General features: G+C 72.6%; 14 protein-coding genes. 3 read left to right on the top strand and 11 right to left on the bottom strand.

The features are described 5' to 3' along the window. The first annotated feature begins 209 nt into the window (after positions 1-209). Together ACH4VX_RS03965 and ACH4VX_RS03960 are read left to right on the top strand one after the other, a co-directional pair. The gene (locus tag ACH4VX_RS03965) at positions 210-1,436 is read left to right on the top strand and encodes a TOMM precursor leader peptide-binding protein (RefSeq protein ID WP_398365745.1); all 1,227 of its coding nucleotides are present in this window, start codon (positions 210-212) and stop codon (positions 1,434-1,436) included. Further along, complete coding sequence (locus ACH4VX_RS03960; RefSeq protein ID WP_398365744.1) at positions 1,429-2,796, top strand: ABC1 kinase family protein; 1,368 nt, start codon at positions 1,429-1,431, stop codon at positions 2,794-2,796. The genes ACH4VX_RS03965 and ACH4VX_RS03960 overlap by 8 nt, the downstream gene beginning before the upstream one ends. Before the next feature lie 43 nt (positions 2,797-2,839). Here ACH4VX_RS03960 and ACH4VX_RS03955 read toward each other — a convergent pair whose 3' ends face one another. From ACH4VX_RS03955 to ACH4VX_RS03935, 5 genes are all read right to left on the bottom strand, one after another. Further along, the gene (locus ACH4VX_RS03955) at positions 2,840-3,043 is read right to left on the bottom strand and encodes a hypothetical protein (protein ID WP_398365743.1); all 204 of its coding nucleotides are present in this window, start codon (positions 3,041-3,043) and stop codon (positions 2,840-2,842) included. 136 nt (positions 3,044-3,179) lie between these two features. Further along, on the bottom strand, positions 3,180-3,503 hold the full coding sequence (locus ACH4VX_RS03950) for a hypothetical protein (RefSeq protein ID WP_398365742.1): 324 nt from the start codon (positions 3,501-3,503) through the stop codon (positions 3,180-3,182). Then, positions 3,500-3,868, bottom strand: coding sequence for a WhiB family transcriptional regulator (locus ACH4VX_RS03945; protein ID WP_385049698.1), 369 nt, complete (start codon positions 3,866-3,868; stop codon positions 3,500-3,502). Before ACH4VX_RS03945 ends, ACH4VX_RS03950 begins: the two co-directional genes overlap by 4 nt. 167 nt (positions 3,869-4,035) lie before the next feature. Beyond that, entirely contained in the window at positions 4,036-4,350 is a 315-nt protein-coding gene (locus tag ACH4VX_RS03940) for a hypothetical protein (protein ID WP_398365741.1), read from the bottom strand. A gap of 163 nt (positions 4,351-4,513) precedes the next feature. Beyond that, the gene (locus tag ACH4VX_RS03935; protein WP_398365740.1) at positions 4,514-6,805 is read right to left on the bottom strand and encodes an ATP-dependent DNA helicase UvrD2; all 2,292 of its coding nucleotides are present in this window, start codon (positions 6,803-6,805) and stop codon (positions 4,514-4,516) included. A gap of 100 nt (positions 6,806-6,905) precedes the next feature. Here ACH4VX_RS03935 and ACH4VX_RS03930 point away from each other — a divergent pair, with 100 nt between their 5' ends. Beyond that, complete coding sequence (locus ACH4VX_RS03930) at positions 6,906-7,163, top strand: mycoredoxin (RefSeq protein ID WP_398365739.1); 258 nt, start codon at positions 6,906-6,908, stop codon at positions 7,161-7,163. Between the two features lie 87 nt (positions 7,164-7,250). On the opposite strand, the gene ACH4VX_RS03925 is transcribed toward ACH4VX_RS03930, so the two are convergent. The 6 genes from ACH4VX_RS03925 to ACH4VX_RS03900 all read right to left on the bottom strand — a co-directional run bounded on the left by ACH4VX_RS03925 (position 7,251) and on the right by ACH4VX_RS03900 (position 17,989). Next, positions 7,251-7,826: a hypothetical protein gene (locus ACH4VX_RS03925; RefSeq protein ID WP_398365738.1), complete on the bottom strand. Its 576-nt coding sequence runs from the start codon at positions 7,824-7,826 to the stop codon at positions 7,251-7,253. A 126-nt stretch (positions 7,827-7,952) separates the two neighbouring features. Next, positions 7,953-8,897, bottom strand: a complete 945-nt coding sequence (nudC, locus tag ACH4VX_RS03920) for an NAD(+) diphosphatase (RefSeq protein WP_398365737.1) — start codon at positions 8,895-8,897, stop codon at positions 7,953-7,955. A gap of 148 nt (positions 8,898-9,045) precedes the next feature. Continuing rightward, on the bottom strand, positions 9,046-10,458 hold the full coding sequence (locus ACH4VX_RS03915) for a dipeptidase (protein ID WP_398365736.1): 1,413 nt from the start codon (positions 10,456-10,458) through the stop codon (positions 9,046-9,048). A gap of 10 nt (positions 10,459-10,468) precedes the next feature. Then, positions 10,469-13,942 (bottom strand): ATP-dependent DNA helicase, encoded by a 3,474-nt coding sequence (locus ACH4VX_RS03910; protein WP_398365735.1) that lies wholly within the window; start codon positions 13,940-13,942, stop codon positions 10,469-10,471. Positions 13,943-14,042: 100 nt separating this feature from the next. Then, positions 14,043-17,345 (bottom strand): ATP-dependent helicase, encoded by a 3,303-nt coding sequence (locus ACH4VX_RS03905; protein WP_398365734.1) that lies wholly within the window; start codon positions 17,343-17,345, stop codon positions 14,043-14,045. A 257-nt stretch (positions 17,346-17,602) separates the two neighbouring features. After that, on the bottom strand, positions 17,603-17,989 hold the full coding sequence (locus ACH4VX_RS03900) for an MGMT family protein (RefSeq protein ID WP_398365733.1): 387 nt from the start codon (positions 17,987-17,989) through the stop codon (positions 17,603-17,605). Between the last annotated feature and the right edge of the window lie 28 nt (positions 17,990-18,017).

Here is an 18,017-nt window from a genome sequence, read left to right as displayed (position 1 = left end):
GGTACCCGCTGCACACGGGGAAGTCTTGGCTCCGGGACGGTTCCATGGCGATCCCCCCCACCGGGCGCCGGATTTGTACGATGAATCCCGCCGCCTGTGGACAACTTTCGGCGGCCTTCGGCCCGTCCCGGCATGCTGGCATGTGTCGGACGAGCCGCGAAGGGCTCGACCGCCCAACGGGGACGATCCGGAACATACGGGGGCCTGTCATGCATCCGATGGTCAAGCCCGCGCTTCGGCGCGGATGGCGCGATCTCAACACCGTGCAGTTCGGGATGACACCGGCGCACGCCTTGACGCTGGGCCCGGTGGACACGGCCACGGGCAGCTTCCTCGACCTGCTCAACGGCACCCGCGGACTGGAGCTCCTGCGGGAGGAGTCACGGCGCATGGATCTGCCCGAGGGCCATGTCGACCGGCTGGTACGCCGGCTGTCGCGGGCCGGGCTGCTGGACGACTCGCGGGGCGGCGGGCCGGCCGCCGAGGCCCTGCGGGAGAAACCGGAGGTCCTGGACCGGCTCCGTCCGGACCTGGCGTCCCTCGCCCTGACCACCTCCGAACCGGGTGATCCGCTCCGCCGGCTGGCGGCACGCCGCAGTATGCGAGTGCAGGTGAGAGGCGGGGGCCGGGTGGGCGCCGCCCTCGCAGCGCTGCTGTCGGGGGCCGGAGTGGGCGAGATCGACGTGCGCGACGTCGGGCGGGTCGAGCCGTGGGACGTCGCGCCGGGCGGGCTGCCCGCCGAGGCCGTCGGCGACCGCAGGGACGAGGCGGCCCGCCGCGCGGTGCGCCGGGCCGCCCCGGACAGTTCGCCGCGCCGGACCGCCAGGTCTCCCCTCGACGAGGGCGACCCCGGCTTCGGTCTGGTCGTCCTCGCCCCGCGGGACGACGTCGCCGTGCACGCGCCCGATCCGGCGGCCGCCCGGACCCTTGTGTCCTCGGGCACACCCCATCTCTACGTCGGTGTCGTGGAGGGAACCGGTGTGGTCGGCCCGCTGGTCCTGCCCGGCGAGACGAGCTGTGCGGGCTGTCTCCAGCAGGACCGCACCGACCGGGATCCGGCCTGGCCGCGCCTGGCCGCCCAGTGGCGCTCCGGGCGGCAGCGCCGGGTGGGCGCCTGTGACCTGACGCTGGCCACGACGGTGGCCGGGCTGGCGGCCGCTCACGCGCTCACCTTCCTGGACGGCCGGGTTCCGTCCAGCGCCGGCGCACGCTGGGAGGTCTCCCTCCCCGCCCTGCACTGGCATGCGCGCCCGGTCAGGCCGCACCCGGTCTGCCCGTGCGGAGCCGCGCGCAGAGGTCCGGAAAAAGGTAAGGGAGAACACACCTCCGGGGAGGGGGGGTCACACGAGACAATGGCCGTGCACGGGCCGTCGGAGAAGTGGCGCCGCAAGGCGGACGCGAAGCGGCCGGCAGGGACTTGGAGGGCGCATGTCTGATCTTCCCCGGAAGGCGGTCACCCGGACCGCCAAGCTGGCCGCACTCCCGCTCGGCTTCGCCGGGCGGGCGACCTGGGGACTCGGCAAGCGGATCGTGGGCGAGTCCGCGGAGCTTGTCGGCCGCGAGCTCCAGCAGCGCACCGCCGAGCAGTTGTTCAAGGTGCTCGGCGAGCTCAAGGGCGGCGCGATGAAGTTCGGCCAGGCCCTGTCGGTCTTCGAGTCGGCCCTGCCGGAAGAGGTCGCCGGTCCCTATCGGACGGCGCTGACCAAGCTGCAGGAGGCCGCCCCGCCGATGCCTACCCGTACCGTCCACGCGGTACTGGCGAAGCGGCTGGGCGAAGGCTGGCAGGAGCTGTTCCTGGAGTTCGAGGACAAGCCGTCCGCTGCGGCCTCGATCGGCCAGGTGCACCGGGCGGTGTGGCACGACGGCCGCGAGGTGGCGGTCAAGGTGCAGTACCCGGGCGCCGGCGAGGCCCTGCTGTCCGACCTGAACCAGTTGAGCCGCTTCGCCCGTCTGCTGGGTCCGCTCATCCCCGGCATGGACGTCAAGCCGCTGATCACGGAGCTGAAGGACCGGGTCTCCGAGGAGCTGGACTACGGCCTGGAAGCCCAGGCCCAGCGGGCCCACGCCGAGGAGTTCACGGACGACTCCGATGTCGTCGTGCCGGACGTGGTCCACCAGTGCGAGCAGGTGCTGATCACCGAGTGGATGGACGGCATACCGCTGTCGGAGATCATCTCGGACGGCACGGAGGCACAGCGCGACCGGGCCGGCCAGCTTCTGGCCCGCTTCCTGTTCTCCGGTCCCGCCCGCACCGGTCTGCTGCACGCCGACCCGCACCCCGGCAACTTCCGTCTGCTGCCCGGCGGTCCGGAGGGCGAGGACGACTGGCGCCTGGGCGTACTGGACTTCGGCACCGTCGACCGGCTTCCGGGCGGGCTGCCCGAGCCCATCGGCGAGGCCCTGCGGATGACGCTGGACGGCGAGGCGGAGGCCGTCTACGAGATGCTCTGCGCCGAGGGTTTCGTCAAGGAGTCGGTCGAGCTGGCCCCCGACGCCGTCCTCGACTACCTCCTGCCGATCATCGAGCCGGCCCGGGCCGACGAGTTCACCTTCACCCGCGGCTGGATGCGGAGCCAGGCGGCCCGGATAGCCGACCCCCGCTCCCCCGCCTCCCAGCTGGCCAAGCAGCTCAACCTTCCCCCGGCCTACCTGTTGATCCACCGGGTGACCCTGAGCACGATCGGCGTGCTCTGTCAGCTGGGCGCGACGGTGCGGCTGCGGGAGGAACTGGAGGAGTGGCTGCCGGGTTTCCTTCCGGAGGAACCGGCGGAGGAGGAGCCGGCCGCCCAGGCCTGACGGACCCGATGGGCACGTTGAGCGCCGCGGGCACCGGCTGCCCCTACCACCACTGCGAGTCCAGACGGCCCTCGATCGCCCGCAGGTTGTCGCGGGAGCACGCCTCGCAGTAGTGACGACGGGCGCCGTCCTCCACGGAGAAGGTCCAGGTCGGCTGCGGCCCCTCGGCGCGGGTGCCGCAGCGGGCACACACCAGCGGCTCCGCCGCGGAGCCGTCGTCGTCGCTGCCACCGGGATGACTCGTCACCCGGCGACGATAACGCCGTTCCCGACGGCCCGCCCCGCGCAACGCACCGCGGGGGCCGGTCCGTTCACACGGACCGGCCCCCGCGGGGAGAGCTGGGCCTCCGGGCTGGGAAGGCCGCCGCTTCAGGTGGGATCGGTTACTGCATGACCGCCATGGCGAGCGCGCGGCGGGCGCGCCGGGAGGCGCGCTCGGCCCGGCGCTGCATCCGGCGAGCGGTCACCAGGCCCGCGGCCTGGCGCTCCCGCTGCGCCTCCTGCAGTCGCTCGTGCATATGCGCACGGGCCAGGGCTTCTGGAATGAGTTGCATCTCTCGGGTCCTGTTCTGACGCGAGTCGTTCGCGCCGCTGGTGGTGAAGTCTTCGGTCGCGGAGCCTGCGGGCTCGTCGGCGGACGGCATCATCGGGGCCTGCTTCTGGGGGTCGTGCGTGAAGGGGCGGTCGATCGTTCCTGGGGTGTTCATGCCATGACCGGGTTCTTGCGCGGGCGGCCACGCGGCCGCTTACGGGCGACGACAACTCCCTGGACGAACAGCTCGCCACCCCAGACGCCCCAGGGCTCACGCCGCTCCTTGGCGCCGGCGAGGCAGGCCTCGATCAGCGGGCAGGTGCGGCAGAGGGACTTGGCGTACTCGACGTCCGCCGGCGACTCGGCGAAGAAGACCTCCGGGTCGTAGGAGCGGCACGGGACGGGCACGCCGAGGTTCTCGATGGCGTCGTCGAGCGCGGTGAGCGCGGTGAGCGGAGTCAAGGTCGGGTCCTCCGTGGAGCCGGGCTTGGGGATCGTGTCGGAAGGCGGTACGGACGGGACGTGCGCTTCGAGTTGCACGGTTCGTCTTCCTCGTCTGGTCGTTTCCGGCCTGTTGGCCGGATGGCGGCTGGTGCCGGGCTCTTTTCTTGTCCCGAAGCACTTCGCTCTCCCCGCTTAAGGGAAAACAGAAGGGCCGCGGATCCCGGATGGGGTTCCGCGGCCCTGAAGGCGCCGGCCTGATCGAATCAGGCTGGATCACTCCAGGGTTCTGGCCCACGGAAGGCCCACATCAGGTGGTGCTGCGTCGTCTGCTTCCGGAATCCGGCACCGGCCGCCGCAAAGGCATAGGTCTTCGCCTGTGCCACTACCGCTTCCAGTGCCTTGGTCGGTCGCTCATCGCGCTCACGGACGGCAGGAGCCGCGGGAGCAAGGGAGGACGCCGGGCGTGCGGCATGAATGCCGGACAGACCGGTGCCCTGGTTCGAGGCGCCGAGCATGCACAGGGAGACGGCCGAGCGATCGGTCAGTTTGACGATGGAGCTGGTGTTGATGCTGATCACTGGACTCGCCTCCTCTCGGCGTCTAGGGGACTGGGGTGAACCGGTCCGCGGATATGCAAGTACAACACGGATTCAGGGCCTTGGAGAAGGCCGCCGTCCCCGTGCCTAAGAACCTATGGGGATTGCCGGGGCATGCGCAAACTATTTTTCCGACGAGTTCGGATCAGTCCTGATCCCGTTCCTCGTTGATGTCACGGCCTGCGCAGATGGCCAGGACGTCGGCTCCGTAGCGGCCCAGCTTGCGCATCCCCACCCCGGGGATCCTGGCCAGTGCGTGCTCGTCGTCGGGGACCGTCTCGGCGATGGCCATCAGCGTCTTGTCGGTGAAGACGCAGAAGGCGGGCTGCCCGCTGCGCCCCGCCTGGTCGGCGCGCCACTCACGAAGCCGCTCGTACAGGCCCTCGTCCATGTCGGTGGGGCAGTCCTCGCAGCGCATCAGCTTCATCTCGCCCGCGTCGGTCAGCGTGCGGCCGCACACCCGGCAGCGCGCGGGGCTGCGCTGTCTGCGCCTCGGGCTCGGGACGACCGAGGCGGACGCCGCCTCGAACGAGCCGCGCTCCACACCTCCCGCGCCGACCGCACCGCCACGGCCCGCGGCGGCGTTCGAGCCGGGGCGCAGTCCGCGGAGGAAGCGGCTGGGACGACGGTTCGGCCGGCTGCCGGGTGAGCGGGAGAGCGCCCAGGAGAGATGAAGCCGCTCGCGGGCGCGGGTGACACCGACGTAGAGGAGACGGCGCTCCTCCTCGATCTGCTCGTCGGTCTTTGCGTAGGTGATCGGCATCATGCCCTCGGCGACGCCGACCAGGAAGACGACGTCCCACTCCAGGCCCTTGGCCGAGTGCAGCGAGGCGAGGGTGACGCCCTGCACGGTCGGAGCATGCTGGGCGCCGGCCCGCTCGTCGAGTTCGGCGACGAGGTCGGCGAGGGTGGCGCCAGGTCTGGCGGCGGCGAAGTCCTGGGCGAGATGCGCCAGCGCGGCCAGTGACTCCCAGCGCTCCCGGACCGCTCCCGAACCGGCCGGCGGCTGGGTCGTCCAGCCCTCGCCCGAGAGCACGGCGCGCACCTGGGAGGGCAGGTCGGGGGCGTCGTCGAGGAGGGTGTCGTTGCCGCCGAAGCGGGCCGCACCGCGCAGGGCGATGCCGGCCTTGCGCACCTCGGGACGGTCGAAGAACCGCTCGGCGCCCCGCAGCTGGTAGGGCACGCCGGCGTCGGCGAGGGCCTGCTCGAAGGTCTCGGACTGGGCGTTCGTCCGGAACAGGACGGCGATCTCGCTCGCCGGGACCCCCGCGTCGATCAGCTCACGGATGCGGCGGGCGGCGCCCTCCGCCTCGGCGGGCTCGTCGGCGTACTCGGTGAAGACCGGCTCGGTCCCCGCGGCACGCTGGGAGACCAGTTCCAGCCGGTGATCGGCGGCCCGGCCACTGGCCTGGGCGAGCAGGCCGTTCGCCAGGTGGACGACCTGGGGGGTCGAGCGGTAGTCGCGGACCAGCTTGACGACGGTGGCCCCGGGATGGCGGGTGCGGAAGTCGAGCAGATGGTCGGGGGTTGCGCCCGTGAACGAATAGATCGTCTGGCTGGCGTCGCCGACCACGCACAGGTTCTCCCGCTCGCCGAGCCACAGTTCCAACAGGCGCTGCTGGAGCGGGCTGACGTCCTGGTACTCGTCGACGACGAAGTGCTGGTACTGGGCGCGGACCTGCTCGGCGATGTCGTGCCGGTCCTGCAGGACGGCGACGGTCAGCAGCAGCACGTCCTCGAAGTCGATGACGGCGCGCTCCCGCTTGAGGTCCTCGTAGGCGGAGTAGAGCTGGGCGATCTCGGCGGGGTCTCGGGGGGACTCCCGGCCGGCCTTGGCGGCGGCGGCCGCGTAATCGGCCGGGACGGTCTGCGTGACCTTGGACCATTCGATCTCCGCGGTGACGTCCCGCAGCTCACCGCGGTCGAGCCGGATGCGGCAGGCAGCGGCCGCGTCGGCGACCAGCTGGATCTTGCGGTCGACGAGCCGCGGCATGGAGCCGCCGATCGCTTTCGGCCAGAAGTACTGGAGCTGGCGCAGCGCCGCGGAGTGGAAGGTGCGGGCCTGGACACCGGCGGCACCGAGCTGGCGCAGCCTGCCGCGCATCTCCCCGGCGGCACGGTTGGTGAAGGTGACGGCGAGCACACTGGAGGGCTGGAGGATACCGGCGCGCACCCCGTAGGCGATCCGGTGGGTGATCGCCCGCGTCTTGCCGGTGCCGGCGCCCGCCAGCACGCACACCGGGCCCTGCAGGGCGGTGGCCACGGCGCGCTGCTCGGGGTCGAGCCCTTCGAGCACCGCGTCGGCCGAGTCCGGTACCCGGGGGAAAAGGGTGGAGTGCGTTGCTGCTGTCACACAGCCATGCTGCCAGGTCGCCGGAGACGGATGAGCCGGTTGTCCACAGGGAGGGCCTCGCAGTCGTACTAATGCGGCAGGCATCACGTGTGAGCTGTGCGGCACCCGGCGGGAATGCCGGCGCTTTCAAGTACGTTCCCCCACAGCGAGGACTTCCCCGAGCCGCCGAAGGAGCGCGAGAGGCATGCAGGGCACTGTGACGATGTACAGCACCACGTGGTGCGGCTACTGCCGCCGGCTGAAGAGCCAGATGGACCGCGAGGGCATCGCGTACACCGAGATCAACATCGAGCAGGACCCGGCGTCCGCCGCGTTCGTGGAGAAGGCCAACGGCGGGAACCAGACGGTGCCAACCGTTCAGGTGATCCCCTCCGCCGGTGGCACGGAGGTCGTGATGACGAACCCCAGCCTCGCCCAGGTGAAGCAGGCGCTCGGCGTCTGATTCACCTCCCGGAGAGCAGCCCTCGCCCCTGTTGTGGACGCGAGGGCTGTTCCTTTCGCCGGAGGGGGTGCGATAGGACAGGGTCATTCAGCCTGTTGCCGACGCGGCGCCGCCCGGCTGACCACTGATGACCTGGCGTACGGCCTCGTCGAACTCCAGGCGCAGAGGCGTGATCTGCGTTTCCCACGCGCGGGCGCGCTGCTCCCTCGGTGCTCCCGCCCAAGAGATCGGAATCGGGTAGCAGCGATGCCGGATGGCTCTGGCTGCGTCGTCGACCTCATCGGGACCGATTTCAGCGACACGATGACTGCTGTCATGAACGTCGTGGTAAACCCCCCACAGATCACCGCAGGGGTCACTCATCACTGCTCGGCGGAGTTGATCCAGCGCAATCTGGAAGTATCTGTACTCGGCACGGCGGGCCTCGAGCATCCAGAGGTCACGCTCCGCCTTCACGCCGTTGCGGGCGACCTCCAGCGCAGTCCGATGACCGGCCTCCGCCACCTCCAGCGCGCTTCTGTAGTTCGCCTCCGCCACCGCCAGAGCCGTCTGGTGACTCGCTTCCGCCTGGGCCAGGACGGTACGCATCTGCCAGCGGGCGACCAGCACACTCACCGGAATGCCGAGAAGGGCCAGAACCGCCGCGACACCCGTAAGGCTCATGGCGGACCATCATGCCCGGTCGCGCCCCGGCTCGGCTCGGCTCCTCGATGCGGGAGGTCCACACCACGATGAAGCGGAGCGGCATCCCCTCGATGAGGGGACCACCCCGCTTCATCGTGTCCCGGTTCAGAAGGCACTGCGGGTCGGCAGGTCCTTGCCGTACCAGCGCTCGATCAGACGGGCCGCGATCGAGATGCCGTACGGCGGGAGCACCTCACCGGACTCGAAGGCGGCGCCGAGTTCGTCGCGGGAGAACCAGCGGGCCTCGTGGATCTCGTCGCCGTCGACATTGATCTCGGTCGAGGTGGCGCGGGCGACGAAGCCCAGCATGAGACTGGACGGGAAGGGCCAGGGCTGGCTGGCGACGTACTCGACCTCGCCGACGCCGATGCCGGCCTCCTCGTGGACCTCGCGGCGCACCGACTGCTCGATGGACTCCCCCGGCTCGACGAATCCGGCGAGCGTGGAGAAGCGGCCCTCGGGCCAGTGGACCTGGCGGCCGAGCAGGATGCGGTCCCGGTCGTCGACCACGGCCATGATCACCGCAGGGTCGGTGCGCGGGTAGTGCTCGGCGCCGCAGGCGGGGCAGCGGCGGATGTGGCCGGCGGCGGCGATGACGGTGCGCTCGCCGCAGCGGGAGCAGAAGCGGTGCAGCCGCTGCCAGTTCTCCAGGGCGACCGCGTGCACCATCAGGCCGGCCTCGCGCTGCGACAGGAGCAGTCCCGCCTCGCGCAGGCCCGCCGGGCGGGCGGAGGCGTCCATGCGGCCGGGCAGGGAGTCCTTCTGGAGGGCGAAGTAGCTGACGCCCTCGTCGTCGATGCCCAGGAAGTAGCGGTGGGCCTCGGTGAGCGGGGCCTCGAAGGACGGGGTCATGACGAGTTCGGTACGCCCGTCCGCCGCCTCGTCGATGAGGACCTGACCGCCGGAGACCACGAAGCAGCGGGTCGAGGGGTGGCTCCACGCCGCCGCGAGCCATGCCTCGTCGAGCCGGTGGTGGGCGGCGCGGTCGATGCCGCTCGGGGCGGTGAGCGAGACGGGTCGGTCGGCGGTGTGGTCGGTCCAGGTGGTCACGGGTGCTTCCAACTCCCCCGGTGGAACGGATTGGGTCGGTGGGCGGTTCGGCGGGCATGCGGCGGAAGGGACCGGGTCCCGTGCGGCGCGGCGGCGGGTCCCTTCCAGTGTGCCCCGCGCGGGCGTCCGGTTCGGACGGCGTGCGAGGTCAGGGGGCGTGCCGCCAGTACTCGGCGAGGTCGCCCCACAGGTACGCGCTGGTCTCGACGCCTTTGAGGAGCAGGTCCAGGTCGACCTTCTCGTTGGGGGCGTGCCAGCCGTCGGACGGAACGGAGATGCCCAGGAACAGCACCGGTGCGCCGAGGACGTCCTGGAGATCGGCGGCCGGTCCGGAGCCACCCTCGCGGGTGAAGCGGACGGGTTCGTCGAAGGCGCGGCCCATCGCACGGACCACGGACTGCAGGGCCGGGTGGTCCAGCGGTGTCAGGCAGGGGCGCGTGGCGGGGCTGAAGGAGATCTCGTGGCGGATGCCGTCGGGCAGCTGTCCGGGCACCCAGGCGCCGACGGCCTTGCGCACATGTTCCGGGTCCTGGCCGGCGACGAGACGGAAGGACAGCTTCACCATGGCGGAGGACGGGATGATCGTCTTGCTGCCGGGGCCCTGGTAGCCGCCGCCGATGCCGTTGACCTCGGCGGTGGGCCGGGCCCAGAGGCGCTCCAGGGTGCTGTATCCGGCTTCGCCCCGGGTGCCGTGGGACTTGGCGGTGCGCAGCCACTGCCGCTCGTCGAAGGGCAGCTCGGCGAAGAGTTCGCGTTCGCGGTCGGTGAGCTCGACGACGCCGTCGTAGAAGCCGGGGATCGCCACGCGCGCGTGCTCGTCGTGCAGGGCGGCCACCAGGCGGGCGACGGCGGTGGCCGGGTTGGGCACCGCGCCCCCGAAGGAACCGGAGTGGATGTCCTGGTCGGGGCCGTACAGCCGGATCTCGCACTCGGCGAGGCCACGCATGCCGGTGCACACCGTGGGAGTGTCCTCGGACCACATACCGGTGTCGGAGACGATCACGGCGTCGGCGGTGAGCCGGTCCGCGTGCTGTTCGACGAGCGCGCGGAAGTGCGGGGAGCCTGATTCCTCCTCGCCCTCGATCAGCAGTTTCAGGTGGACGGCCGGGGTGGTGCGGCCGGTGGCGGCGAGGTGGGCCCGGACGCCGAGGGTGTGGAAGAACACCTGGCCCTTGTCGTCGGCCGCACCGCGCGCGTAGAGACGGCCGTCCCGGACGACGGGTTCGAAGGGCTCGCTGTCCCAGCCGTCCTCGCGGGCCGCGGGCTGCACGTCGTGGTGTCCGTAGACCAGCACGGTGGGCGCTCCGGGGTCGGCGGAGGGCCATTCGGCGTAGACGGCCGGGGCGCCGGGGGTGTGCCAGACCTCGACGGTCGGGAAGCCGGTCTCCTGGAGTGCGGCGGCGAGCCAGTCGGCGCTGCGGCGCACGTCGGGCGCGTGGTCGGGCTGGGCCGAGACGGACGGGATGCGCAGCCACTCGGTGAGGTCGTCGAGGAAGGCGACGCGGTGCTGTGCGATGTACGTACGGACGGCGCTGACGGCAGTGTCAACGGGCTGGCTCATGTCCTCGAGCCTATCGGCCCGCGCCGGTGTCCTCGGAGTGCGGTATCTCACCGGACGGCTCCCCGAGCAGCAGTCGTTCCAGCTCCGCGCGGCCGGGCAGGGGGACGGGGCGGACGATCTCACCGGTGCGTACGTACAGGAACGCGGCCGTGACGGTCTCCAGGGGGACGCCCTGCTGCTCGGCCCAGGCGAGCCGGTAGACGGCGAGCTGGAGCGGGTCGGCGGTGCGGTCGCGGCCGGTCTTCCAGTCGACGATCTCGTATGCCGTCCCGTCCCCGTCGTTCTTCCTGTAGACGGCGTCGATGCGGCCGCGGACGACGCGGCCGGCGATCGACAGCTGGAAGGGGGCCTCCACGCGATGGGGGGTGCGGTGGGCGTACTCGGTGCGTTCGAAGGCCTCCTTGAGGGCCTCCAGGTCGCGTTCGTCGGCGATCTCGGCATCGCTGCCGGGCAGCTCGTCCGGGTCGAGCATGGGCAGCGTCAGTTCCTCGAAACGCGCCTCGACCCAGGCGTGGAAGCGGGTGCCGCGGCGCGCGGCCGGCTGCGGTGGGCGGGGCATGGGGCGGGCCAGCTCCTGGGCGAAGCCGTCCGGATCGGCGGCCAGGCTCAGCAGCTGGGAGGCGGTCAGCGAGGCGGGCAGCCGCACCTCGGTGACGCTCTCGCGGGTGCGCAGCAGCTCTCCGGCGAGGGCGTCGAGGTCGCGGTCCCAGGAGGCGACGGTGCGGGCCTCCTCGGGGGTGGGACGGGGACGCGGCGGATGGGCCGGCTCCGCGGTGCGCGGGTGCGTGGTGGCTTCCGGGGCCGTCGCCTGGTGCGGGACGGTGGGGCGGTCGGCGGTCCAGGAGTCCCAGCCGTCCGGGCCGGCGCCCGCGAAGGAGTCCTCCTCGGGGAGGGGGTCCTCGTCGTCGGGCGGTGGCGGCCAGTCCGGGTCGTCGTAGGAGTCGGGGTCGTGTACGGCCGTGGCGGAGCCGTCCGGGTGGGCGGCGAGACGGTCGAGGTGGGCGAGGACGGTCTCGGCGGCCGCGCGGCGGCGGGTGAGGGCGGCGTCGTCGAGGGGCAGGGGCCACACCTGGTCGTCGCCGGCCCGGTGCAGGGCGGGGTTCTCCTCGTCCTCGGCGGGCTCGTCGGCCCACGCCTCGATCTCTCCGTGTCCGGCCGCGCAGTGCTCGTAGAGAGCGTGCAGGAACTCGGAGGGGCCGCGCGGTTTCTTCTGACTGGGTCCCCACCAGTGGCCGGATCCGAGGAGCAGGGAGCGGGGGCGGGTGAAGGTGACGTAGCCGAGGCGGAGTTCCTCGGTGTGCTGGTGTTCCTTCATGGCCTCGTGGAAGGCCTTCAGGCCCCGGGAGTCCCAGGACTCGACGTCGGGCAGGGTGTCGGCGTCCCCGCGCAGTTCGTGCGGCAGCACCTTGCCCTGCGCGGTCCACTTCTCGCGGCCCTGGCCGCTGGGGAAGGTGCCGGTGACCAGTCCGGGGACGGCGACGACGTCCCATTCGAGGCCCTTGGACTTGTGCGCGGTGAGCACCTTGACGGTGTTCTCGCCGCCGGGCAGCGCGTTGTCGAGGCCCTTCTCGTACTGGGCGGCGGTGCGCAGGAAGCCGAGGAAGGCGAGCAGGGTGGCCTCGCCGTCACCGGCGGCGAAGGACGCGGCGATGTCGAGGAAGTTGGAGAGGGTTTCGCGCCGGCGGGCGGCCAGGGCGTGCGGGGACGCGGAGAGTTCGACCTCCAGGCCGGTGACGGCGAGGACGCGGTGCAGGACGTCCATGAGGGGGTCGGCGAGGGAGCGGCGCAGGTCGCGCAGTTCGACGGCCAGGCGTGCGAAGCGCACGCGCGCGTCCGGTGAGAAGGGCAGGCCGTCGTCGTCCCCGCGGCCGTCCAGCGGTGTCTCCAGGAACGTGTCGAGGGCGTCGGCGAGCGAGATCACCTCGGCCGGGTCGACACCCTCGACGGCTCCGGCGAGCCGCCGGTCGGGGTCGTCGTCGCCGTCCACGCGCGCGTGGGAGACGAGCCGCCGTGCGCGTCGTCCCAGCAGGGCGAGGTCGCGGGGGCCGATGCGCCAGCGCGGGCCGGTCAGCAGCCGTACGAGGGAGGCGTTGGCACCGGGGTCCTGGAGCACCTCGCAGACGGCGACCAGGTCGGCGATCTCGGGAAGGTGCAGCAGCCCGGACAGGCCCACGACCTCGACAGGGACGTCCCGTGCGACCAGGGCGCCCTGGATCTCGGCGAAGTCGCCGGCCGTACGGCACAGCACGGCGATCTCGCCGGGTGCCTTGCCGGTGTCCACGAGGTGGGCGACGGAGTCGGCGATCCAGTCGATCTCCTCCGCGTGGGTGGGCAGCAGGGCACAGCGGACGGTGCCGTCGCGTTCGGCGCCGGGGGCGGGGCGGAGGGCTTCGACGCCCGCGTGCATGGCGCGCAACGGCTCGGCGAGGCCGTTGGCGAGGTCCAGCAGTCGGCCGCCGCTGCGGCGGTTCTCGCTGAGCGAGTGACGGGTGGCGGAGCGGCCGTCGGCGTGGGCGAAGTGCTCGGGGAAGTCGTCGAGGTTGGCGACGGAGGCGCCGCGCCAGCCGTAGATCGCCTGGCAGGGGTCGCCGACGGCGGTCACGGGGTGGCCGGTGCCGCCGCCGAACAGGCCGGCCAGCAGGACCCGCTGGGCGACGGAGGTGTCCTGGTACTCGTCGAGGAGGACCACGCGGAACTCGTCGCGCAGGACGCGGCCCACCTCGGGAAGGGCCGCGAGCCGGGCGGACAGGGCGATCTGGTCGCCGAAGTCGAGCAGGTCCCGTTCGCGTTTGGCGGCCCGGTAGCGCAGTACGAGGTCGGCGAGCTCGCGCCGCGCGGCGGCCGCCTCGGGGACCTTGCGCAGGTCGGCGTTGGTGAGCTTGGTGTTCTCCAGGGCGCGCAGCAGCTCGGCGTCGTGGGCACGCAGGTCCTCGGGCCGTACGAGGTGTTCGGCCAGCTCGCTGTCGAGGGTGAGGAGGTCGCCGACCAGGTCGGGGAAGGAGCGGGTGAGCGCCGGGTAGAGGCCGGGGGCCTCGCGCAGGACGCGCGCGGCGAGCTGGTAGCGGGTGGCGTCGGCGAGCAGCCGGGAGGTCGGTTCGAGGCCGATGCGCAGGCCGTGGTCGGTCAGGAGGCGGCCGGCGAAGGCGTGGTACGTGGAGATCACCGGCTCGCCCGGGGGATTGTCCGGATCGATGACGTCCGGGTCGGTGACGCCCGCCCTGATCAGTGCCTTGCGGACGCGCTCGGCGAGTTCACCGGCGGCCTTGTTGGTGAAGGTGAGGCCGAGTACCTGTTCGGGGGCGACCTGGCCGGTGCCGACCAGCCACACCACGCGTGCCGCCATCACCGTCGTCTTGCCCGACCCGGCTCCGGCCACGATCACCTGCGGGGCGGGCGGCGCGATGATGCAGGCCGTCTGCTCCGGGGTGAACGGGATGCCGAGGAGCTCCTTGAGCTGATCGGGATCGGTGATACGAGCGGGCACACGCAGAATCTAGCGGCGGGCACTGACAGCGGAGACCGTCAGAGCGCTCCCGAAGCGGAGAACCGCAGGTCGGCGCAGGTGGTGCGATATGTCACGCCGGTCACTCGACCACGTGCCGGCCCTCGGGCCGGGCGCTGCACGAGGCCCGGAACGCGCAGTGGGCGCAGTGCTGGCCCGCGGTCGGACTGAACCGTTCGTCGAGGACCTTCCCGGCGGCGGTGGCCAGCAGATCACCGATCCACTCCCCCTCCGGGGGCTCCTGGGCCTGCACCTTGGGCAGGGTCTCTCCGCCGTCCCGTTTCGCGGCCCCCTGGCGCAGCTGGACGAGCTCGGCTCCGCCCGGTTCGGGACGCGCGCCGTCGAAGACGTCGTCGACGGCGCCCTCCCCTACGGCGAGCTGGTAGACGGCGAGCTGGGGGTGGCGCTCCACCTCCTTGGCGCTGGGCGTCTGTTTGCCGGTCTTGAAGTCGACGACGTAGGCGCGTCCGTCGCCGTCGGCCTCGACGCGGTCCATCTGGCCGCGGATGCGGACCTCGTAGTCGCCCGCTCCGAGGGTGACGTCGAAGTCGTGCTCGCTGGCCACCGGGGTGCGGCCGGCGCGGTCCATGACGTGCCACTGGAGGAAGCGTTCGAGCGCCATGCGCGCGTTCTCCTTCTCCTGTGCCGACTTCCACGGCGCGTCGAAGGCGAGCGCGTTCCACACGGAGTCGAGGCGCTCCATGAGGACGTCGAGATCGGCCGGGGTGTGCCCGGAGGCCACCTCGTCGGCGAGGACGTGCACCACGTTGCCGAAGCCCTGGGCGGCGCTCGCGGGCGCGTCGGCCTTCACCTCCCGGCCCAGGAACCACTGCAGGGCACAGGTGTTGGCGAGCTGGTCGAGGGCGCTGCCGGAGAGCACGACGGGCTGGTCGCGGTCGCGCAGCGGCACCTTGCTCTCCGTGGGCTCGAACATGCCCCACCAGCGGTAGGGGTGCGCGGACGGCACCAGTGGGCGGCCGTCCTCGTCGGCGAGCGCGGCGAGCCGGGCCAGCCGCTGGGCGGCGGCCTCCCGCAGGGCGTCGGAGACCCGGGGGTCGACCGTCGTGGCGCGCAGTTCGGCGACGAGCGCGGCGACGGACAGGGGGCGGCGCGGGCGCCCGGTGACGTCCTTGGGCTCGACGCCCAGTTCGGTCAGGAAGCGGGAGGGCTGGTCGCCGTCGTCGGCGGGCGCCTTCACGGCCGTCACGACGAGCCGCTCACGCGCGCGCGTGGCCGCGACGTAGAACAGACGGCGCTCCTCGGCGAGCAGCGCGCCGGGGGTGAGCGGTTCGGCGAGTCCGTCGCGGCCGATGCGGTCGGCCTCCAGCAGGGAGCCTCGGCGGCGCAGGTCCGGCCACAGGCCCTCCTGGACGCCGGCCACGACGACCAGACGCCACTCCAGGCCCTTCGAGCGGTGCGCGGTCATCAGGCGCACGGCGTCGGGGCGGGCGGCGCGCCGGGTGAGGGTGTCGGCGGCGATGTCCTCGGCCTCGACCTCCTCCAGGAAGTTCAGGGCACCCCCGCCGCCGGTGCGCTCCTCCGCGCGGGCGGCGGTCGCGAACAGCGCGCACACGGCGTCGAGGTCCCGGTCGGCGTTGCGGCCGGCCGCGCCGCCGCGCCGGGCGGAGCGTTCCAGGCGCTGGGGCCACGGTGTGCCGTCCCACAGGTCCCACAGGGCCTCCTCGGCCGTACCGCCGCCCGCCAGGCGCTCGCGGGTCCGGCGCAGCAGGCCGCCGAGGCGCTGGGCACCCCGCGCGTGGACGGGATCGTGCACGGCGAGCCGCTCCGGTTCGGCCAGCGCACGCGCGAGCAGTTCGTCCGAGGGCGGCGGCAGCGGGTTGCCCGCGGCCCGCTCCTCCTCGCGCAGGGCCCGGCCCAGGCGGCGCAGGTCGGCGGCGTCCATGCCGGCGAGGGGGGAGGTGAGCAGGGTGAGGGCGGTTTCGGTGTCGAGCCAGCACGCGCCGGAGTCGGTTCCGGCGTCCTCCCGTTCGCCCGCCTCCGCCGTCGCCACCGCGCGCAGGGCCGTCAGCAGCGGGGCCACCGCCGGTTCGTGGCGCAGGGGCAGGTCGTTGCCGTCGACGTCCACGGGAACGCCCGCCGAGGTGAGCGCGCGGCGGACGCCGGGGAGGGTGCGGGCGCCGGCCCGGACCAGGACGGCCATGTCGTTCCAGGGAACGCCGTCCTCCAGGTGCGCCCGGCGCAGGATGTCGGCGATGTTGTCCAGTTCCGTGCCGGACGTCGGATAGGTGTACACCTCGACCCGGCCGCCGTCCCGGTCCGGAGTCAGCTCCCGGTGGGCGCGGACCTTCTCGGCGGGCAGGCGGGGCAGCGGCATGCGCCGGGTCACCCGCCGGGTGGCCTCCAGCAGGGCGGTGCCGGAGCGCCGGGAGGTGCGCAGCACCTCGACCGGGGCCGGGCGGCCGTCCGCACGGGGGAAGGCGTACGGGAAGTCCAGGATGCCGTTGACGTCCGCGCCCCGGAAGGCGTAGATCGACTGGTCGGGGTCGCCGAAGGCGACGAGGGTGCGGCCGCCTGCCAGGGCGTGCAGCAGCCGTACCTGGGCGGGGTCGGTGTCCTGGTACTCGTCCACGTAGACGGCGTCGTACCGCGCGGCCAGTTGCCCGGCGATCTCCGGGCGGCCGGCGAGGAGCACCGCCCGGTGGACCAGTTCGGCGTAGTCGAGGACGCCCTGCAGGTCGAGGACGTCGAGGTACTCGGCGAGGAAGGCGGAGGCGGCGCGCCAGTCGGGGCGTCCGATGCGGCGGGCGAAGGCGTCCAGGGCCTCGGGGCCCAGGCCCAGCTCGCGGCTGCGGGCGAGCACCGCGCGGACCTCGTCGGCGAAGCCGCGGGTGGTCAGGCAGGCGCGCAGTTCGTCCGGCCAGCGCACATGGGCGAGCCCGAGCCGCTCCAGGTCCACCTGGCCGGCGAGCAGCTCGCGGACGGTGACGTCCTGCTCGGGGCCCGACAGCAGCCGCAGCGGCTCCACGAAGAGGTCGCTGTCCTGGTGGGCGCGGAGCAGGGCGTAGCAGAACGAGTGGAAGGTGGTCGCCTGGGGGGCGCGCGCGGCCCCGATGCGCAGGGCCATGCGGTCGCGCAGCTCGACGGCCGCCTTGCGGCTGAACGTCAGCACCAGGATGCGCTCGGGGCTTCCGTCACGGGCGATCCGCGCGGCCACGGACTCGACCAGGGTGGTGGTCTTTCCGGTGCCCGGACCTGCGAGAACGAGCAGCGGGCCGGTCTCGTGCTCAACCACGGAGCGCTGTGCGGCGTCCAGTCGAGGGGGATTCCCGCGAACCGGCGGGGTACGCACCAGTCGATAAGCACCACGGCTCCCCCGCCGCACCTGGGGGTGCGACAGGCCGCTGGTGGAGGAAGAGGTGCTCACGTGGTTCGCCGGTCCTGGTGGGTGTGCTGTGGGGCCGTTCGCCGCGCGTGCGGGGCGGTGGGCGCGGGGTGAAGGGGACACGCGCAGCCGACGCTACGCCGGCGAAAAGTACGGAAGCAGGCTTTCCGCTTCTTCCCTCCGGGCACTCCGGCCGCACATGCCCCTTGCCCCACGAACCTACGTCATGCCACGAATGTGCCCTGTCTCACCTCGAGGGGTCAGAGGTCACACGGCGGCGTGCGCGATGGCGGAAGCTGTCAGGTGTGACCTTCGGTGTATCCACCGCCGTCCCACCGCGCGCACCTCATGTCGAGGCGCGGCACATGGCCCTCCGCGGCCCGGCTCGCCTCCTTCAGGGGCGTGCCCTCCGCGCGGTAGTGGCCGAGGGCCCTCAGCTCGTGGCCCGGCAGCAGCACGCCGTCCGCGCGGACGACACGCCACCACGGCACCGCTCCCCCGTACAGGGCCATCACACGCCCGACCTGCCGGGGACCGCCCTCCCCCAGCCACTCGGCCACGTCCCCGTACGTCATGACGCGTCCCGGCGGGATCAGCTCGGTCACCTCGAGGACCCGCTCGGCGTACTCGGGCAGGGCGTCCGGGTGCTCCGGACCGGCGTCGGACGGAAGGCTCTCCTGGCTCATCCGGCCCATCCTGCCCCACCCCACCGAC

The sequence above is a fragment of the Streptomyces sp. NPDC020731 genome (assembly GCF_044334705.1).
In the GTDB taxonomy this organism is placed as follows: domain Bacteria; phylum Actinomycetota; class Actinomycetes; order Streptomycetales; family Streptomycetaceae; genus Streptomyces.
Note: the sequence above shows the minus strand (reverse complement) of the source record. Positions and strands in the feature narration are given on the sequence as shown.

What these genes read in the sequence shown, in the direction of transcription:
- ACH4VX_RS03915 (WP_398365736.1), bottom strand. Translation starts at nt 10,458, where the DNA reads ATGAGCCAGCCCGTTGACACTGCCGTCAGCGCCGTCCGTACGTACATC.
- ACH4VX_RS03950 (WP_398365742.1), bottom strand. Translation starts at nt 3,503, where the DNA reads ATGAACACCCCAGGAACGATCGACCGCCCCTTCACGCACGACCCCCAG.
- ACH4VX_RS03925 (WP_398365738.1), bottom strand. Translation starts at nt 7,826, where the DNA reads ATGAGCCTTACGGGTGTCGCGGCGGTTCTGGCCCTTCTCGGCATTCCG.
- ACH4VX_RS03900 (WP_398365733.1), bottom strand. Translation starts at nt 17,989, where the DNA reads ATGAGCCAGGAGAGCCTTCCGTCCGACGCCGGTCCGGAGCACCCGGAC.
- ACH4VX_RS03930 (WP_398365739.1), top strand. Translation starts at nt 6,906, where the DNA reads ATGCAGGGCACTGTGACGATGTACAGCACCACGTGGTGCGGCTACTGC.
- ACH4VX_RS03965 (WP_398365745.1), top strand. Translation starts at nt 210, where the DNA reads ATGCATCCGATGGTCAAGCCCGCGCTTCGGCGCGGATGGCGCGATCTC.
- ACH4VX_RS03935 (WP_398365740.1), bottom strand. Translation starts at nt 6,805, where the DNA reads ATGCCTGCCGCATTAGTACGACTGCGAGGCCCTCCCTGTGGACAACCG.
- ACH4VX_RS03960 (WP_398365744.1), top strand. Translation starts at nt 1,429, where the DNA reads ATGTCTGATCTTCCCCGGAAGGCGGTCACCCGGACCGCCAAGCTGGCC.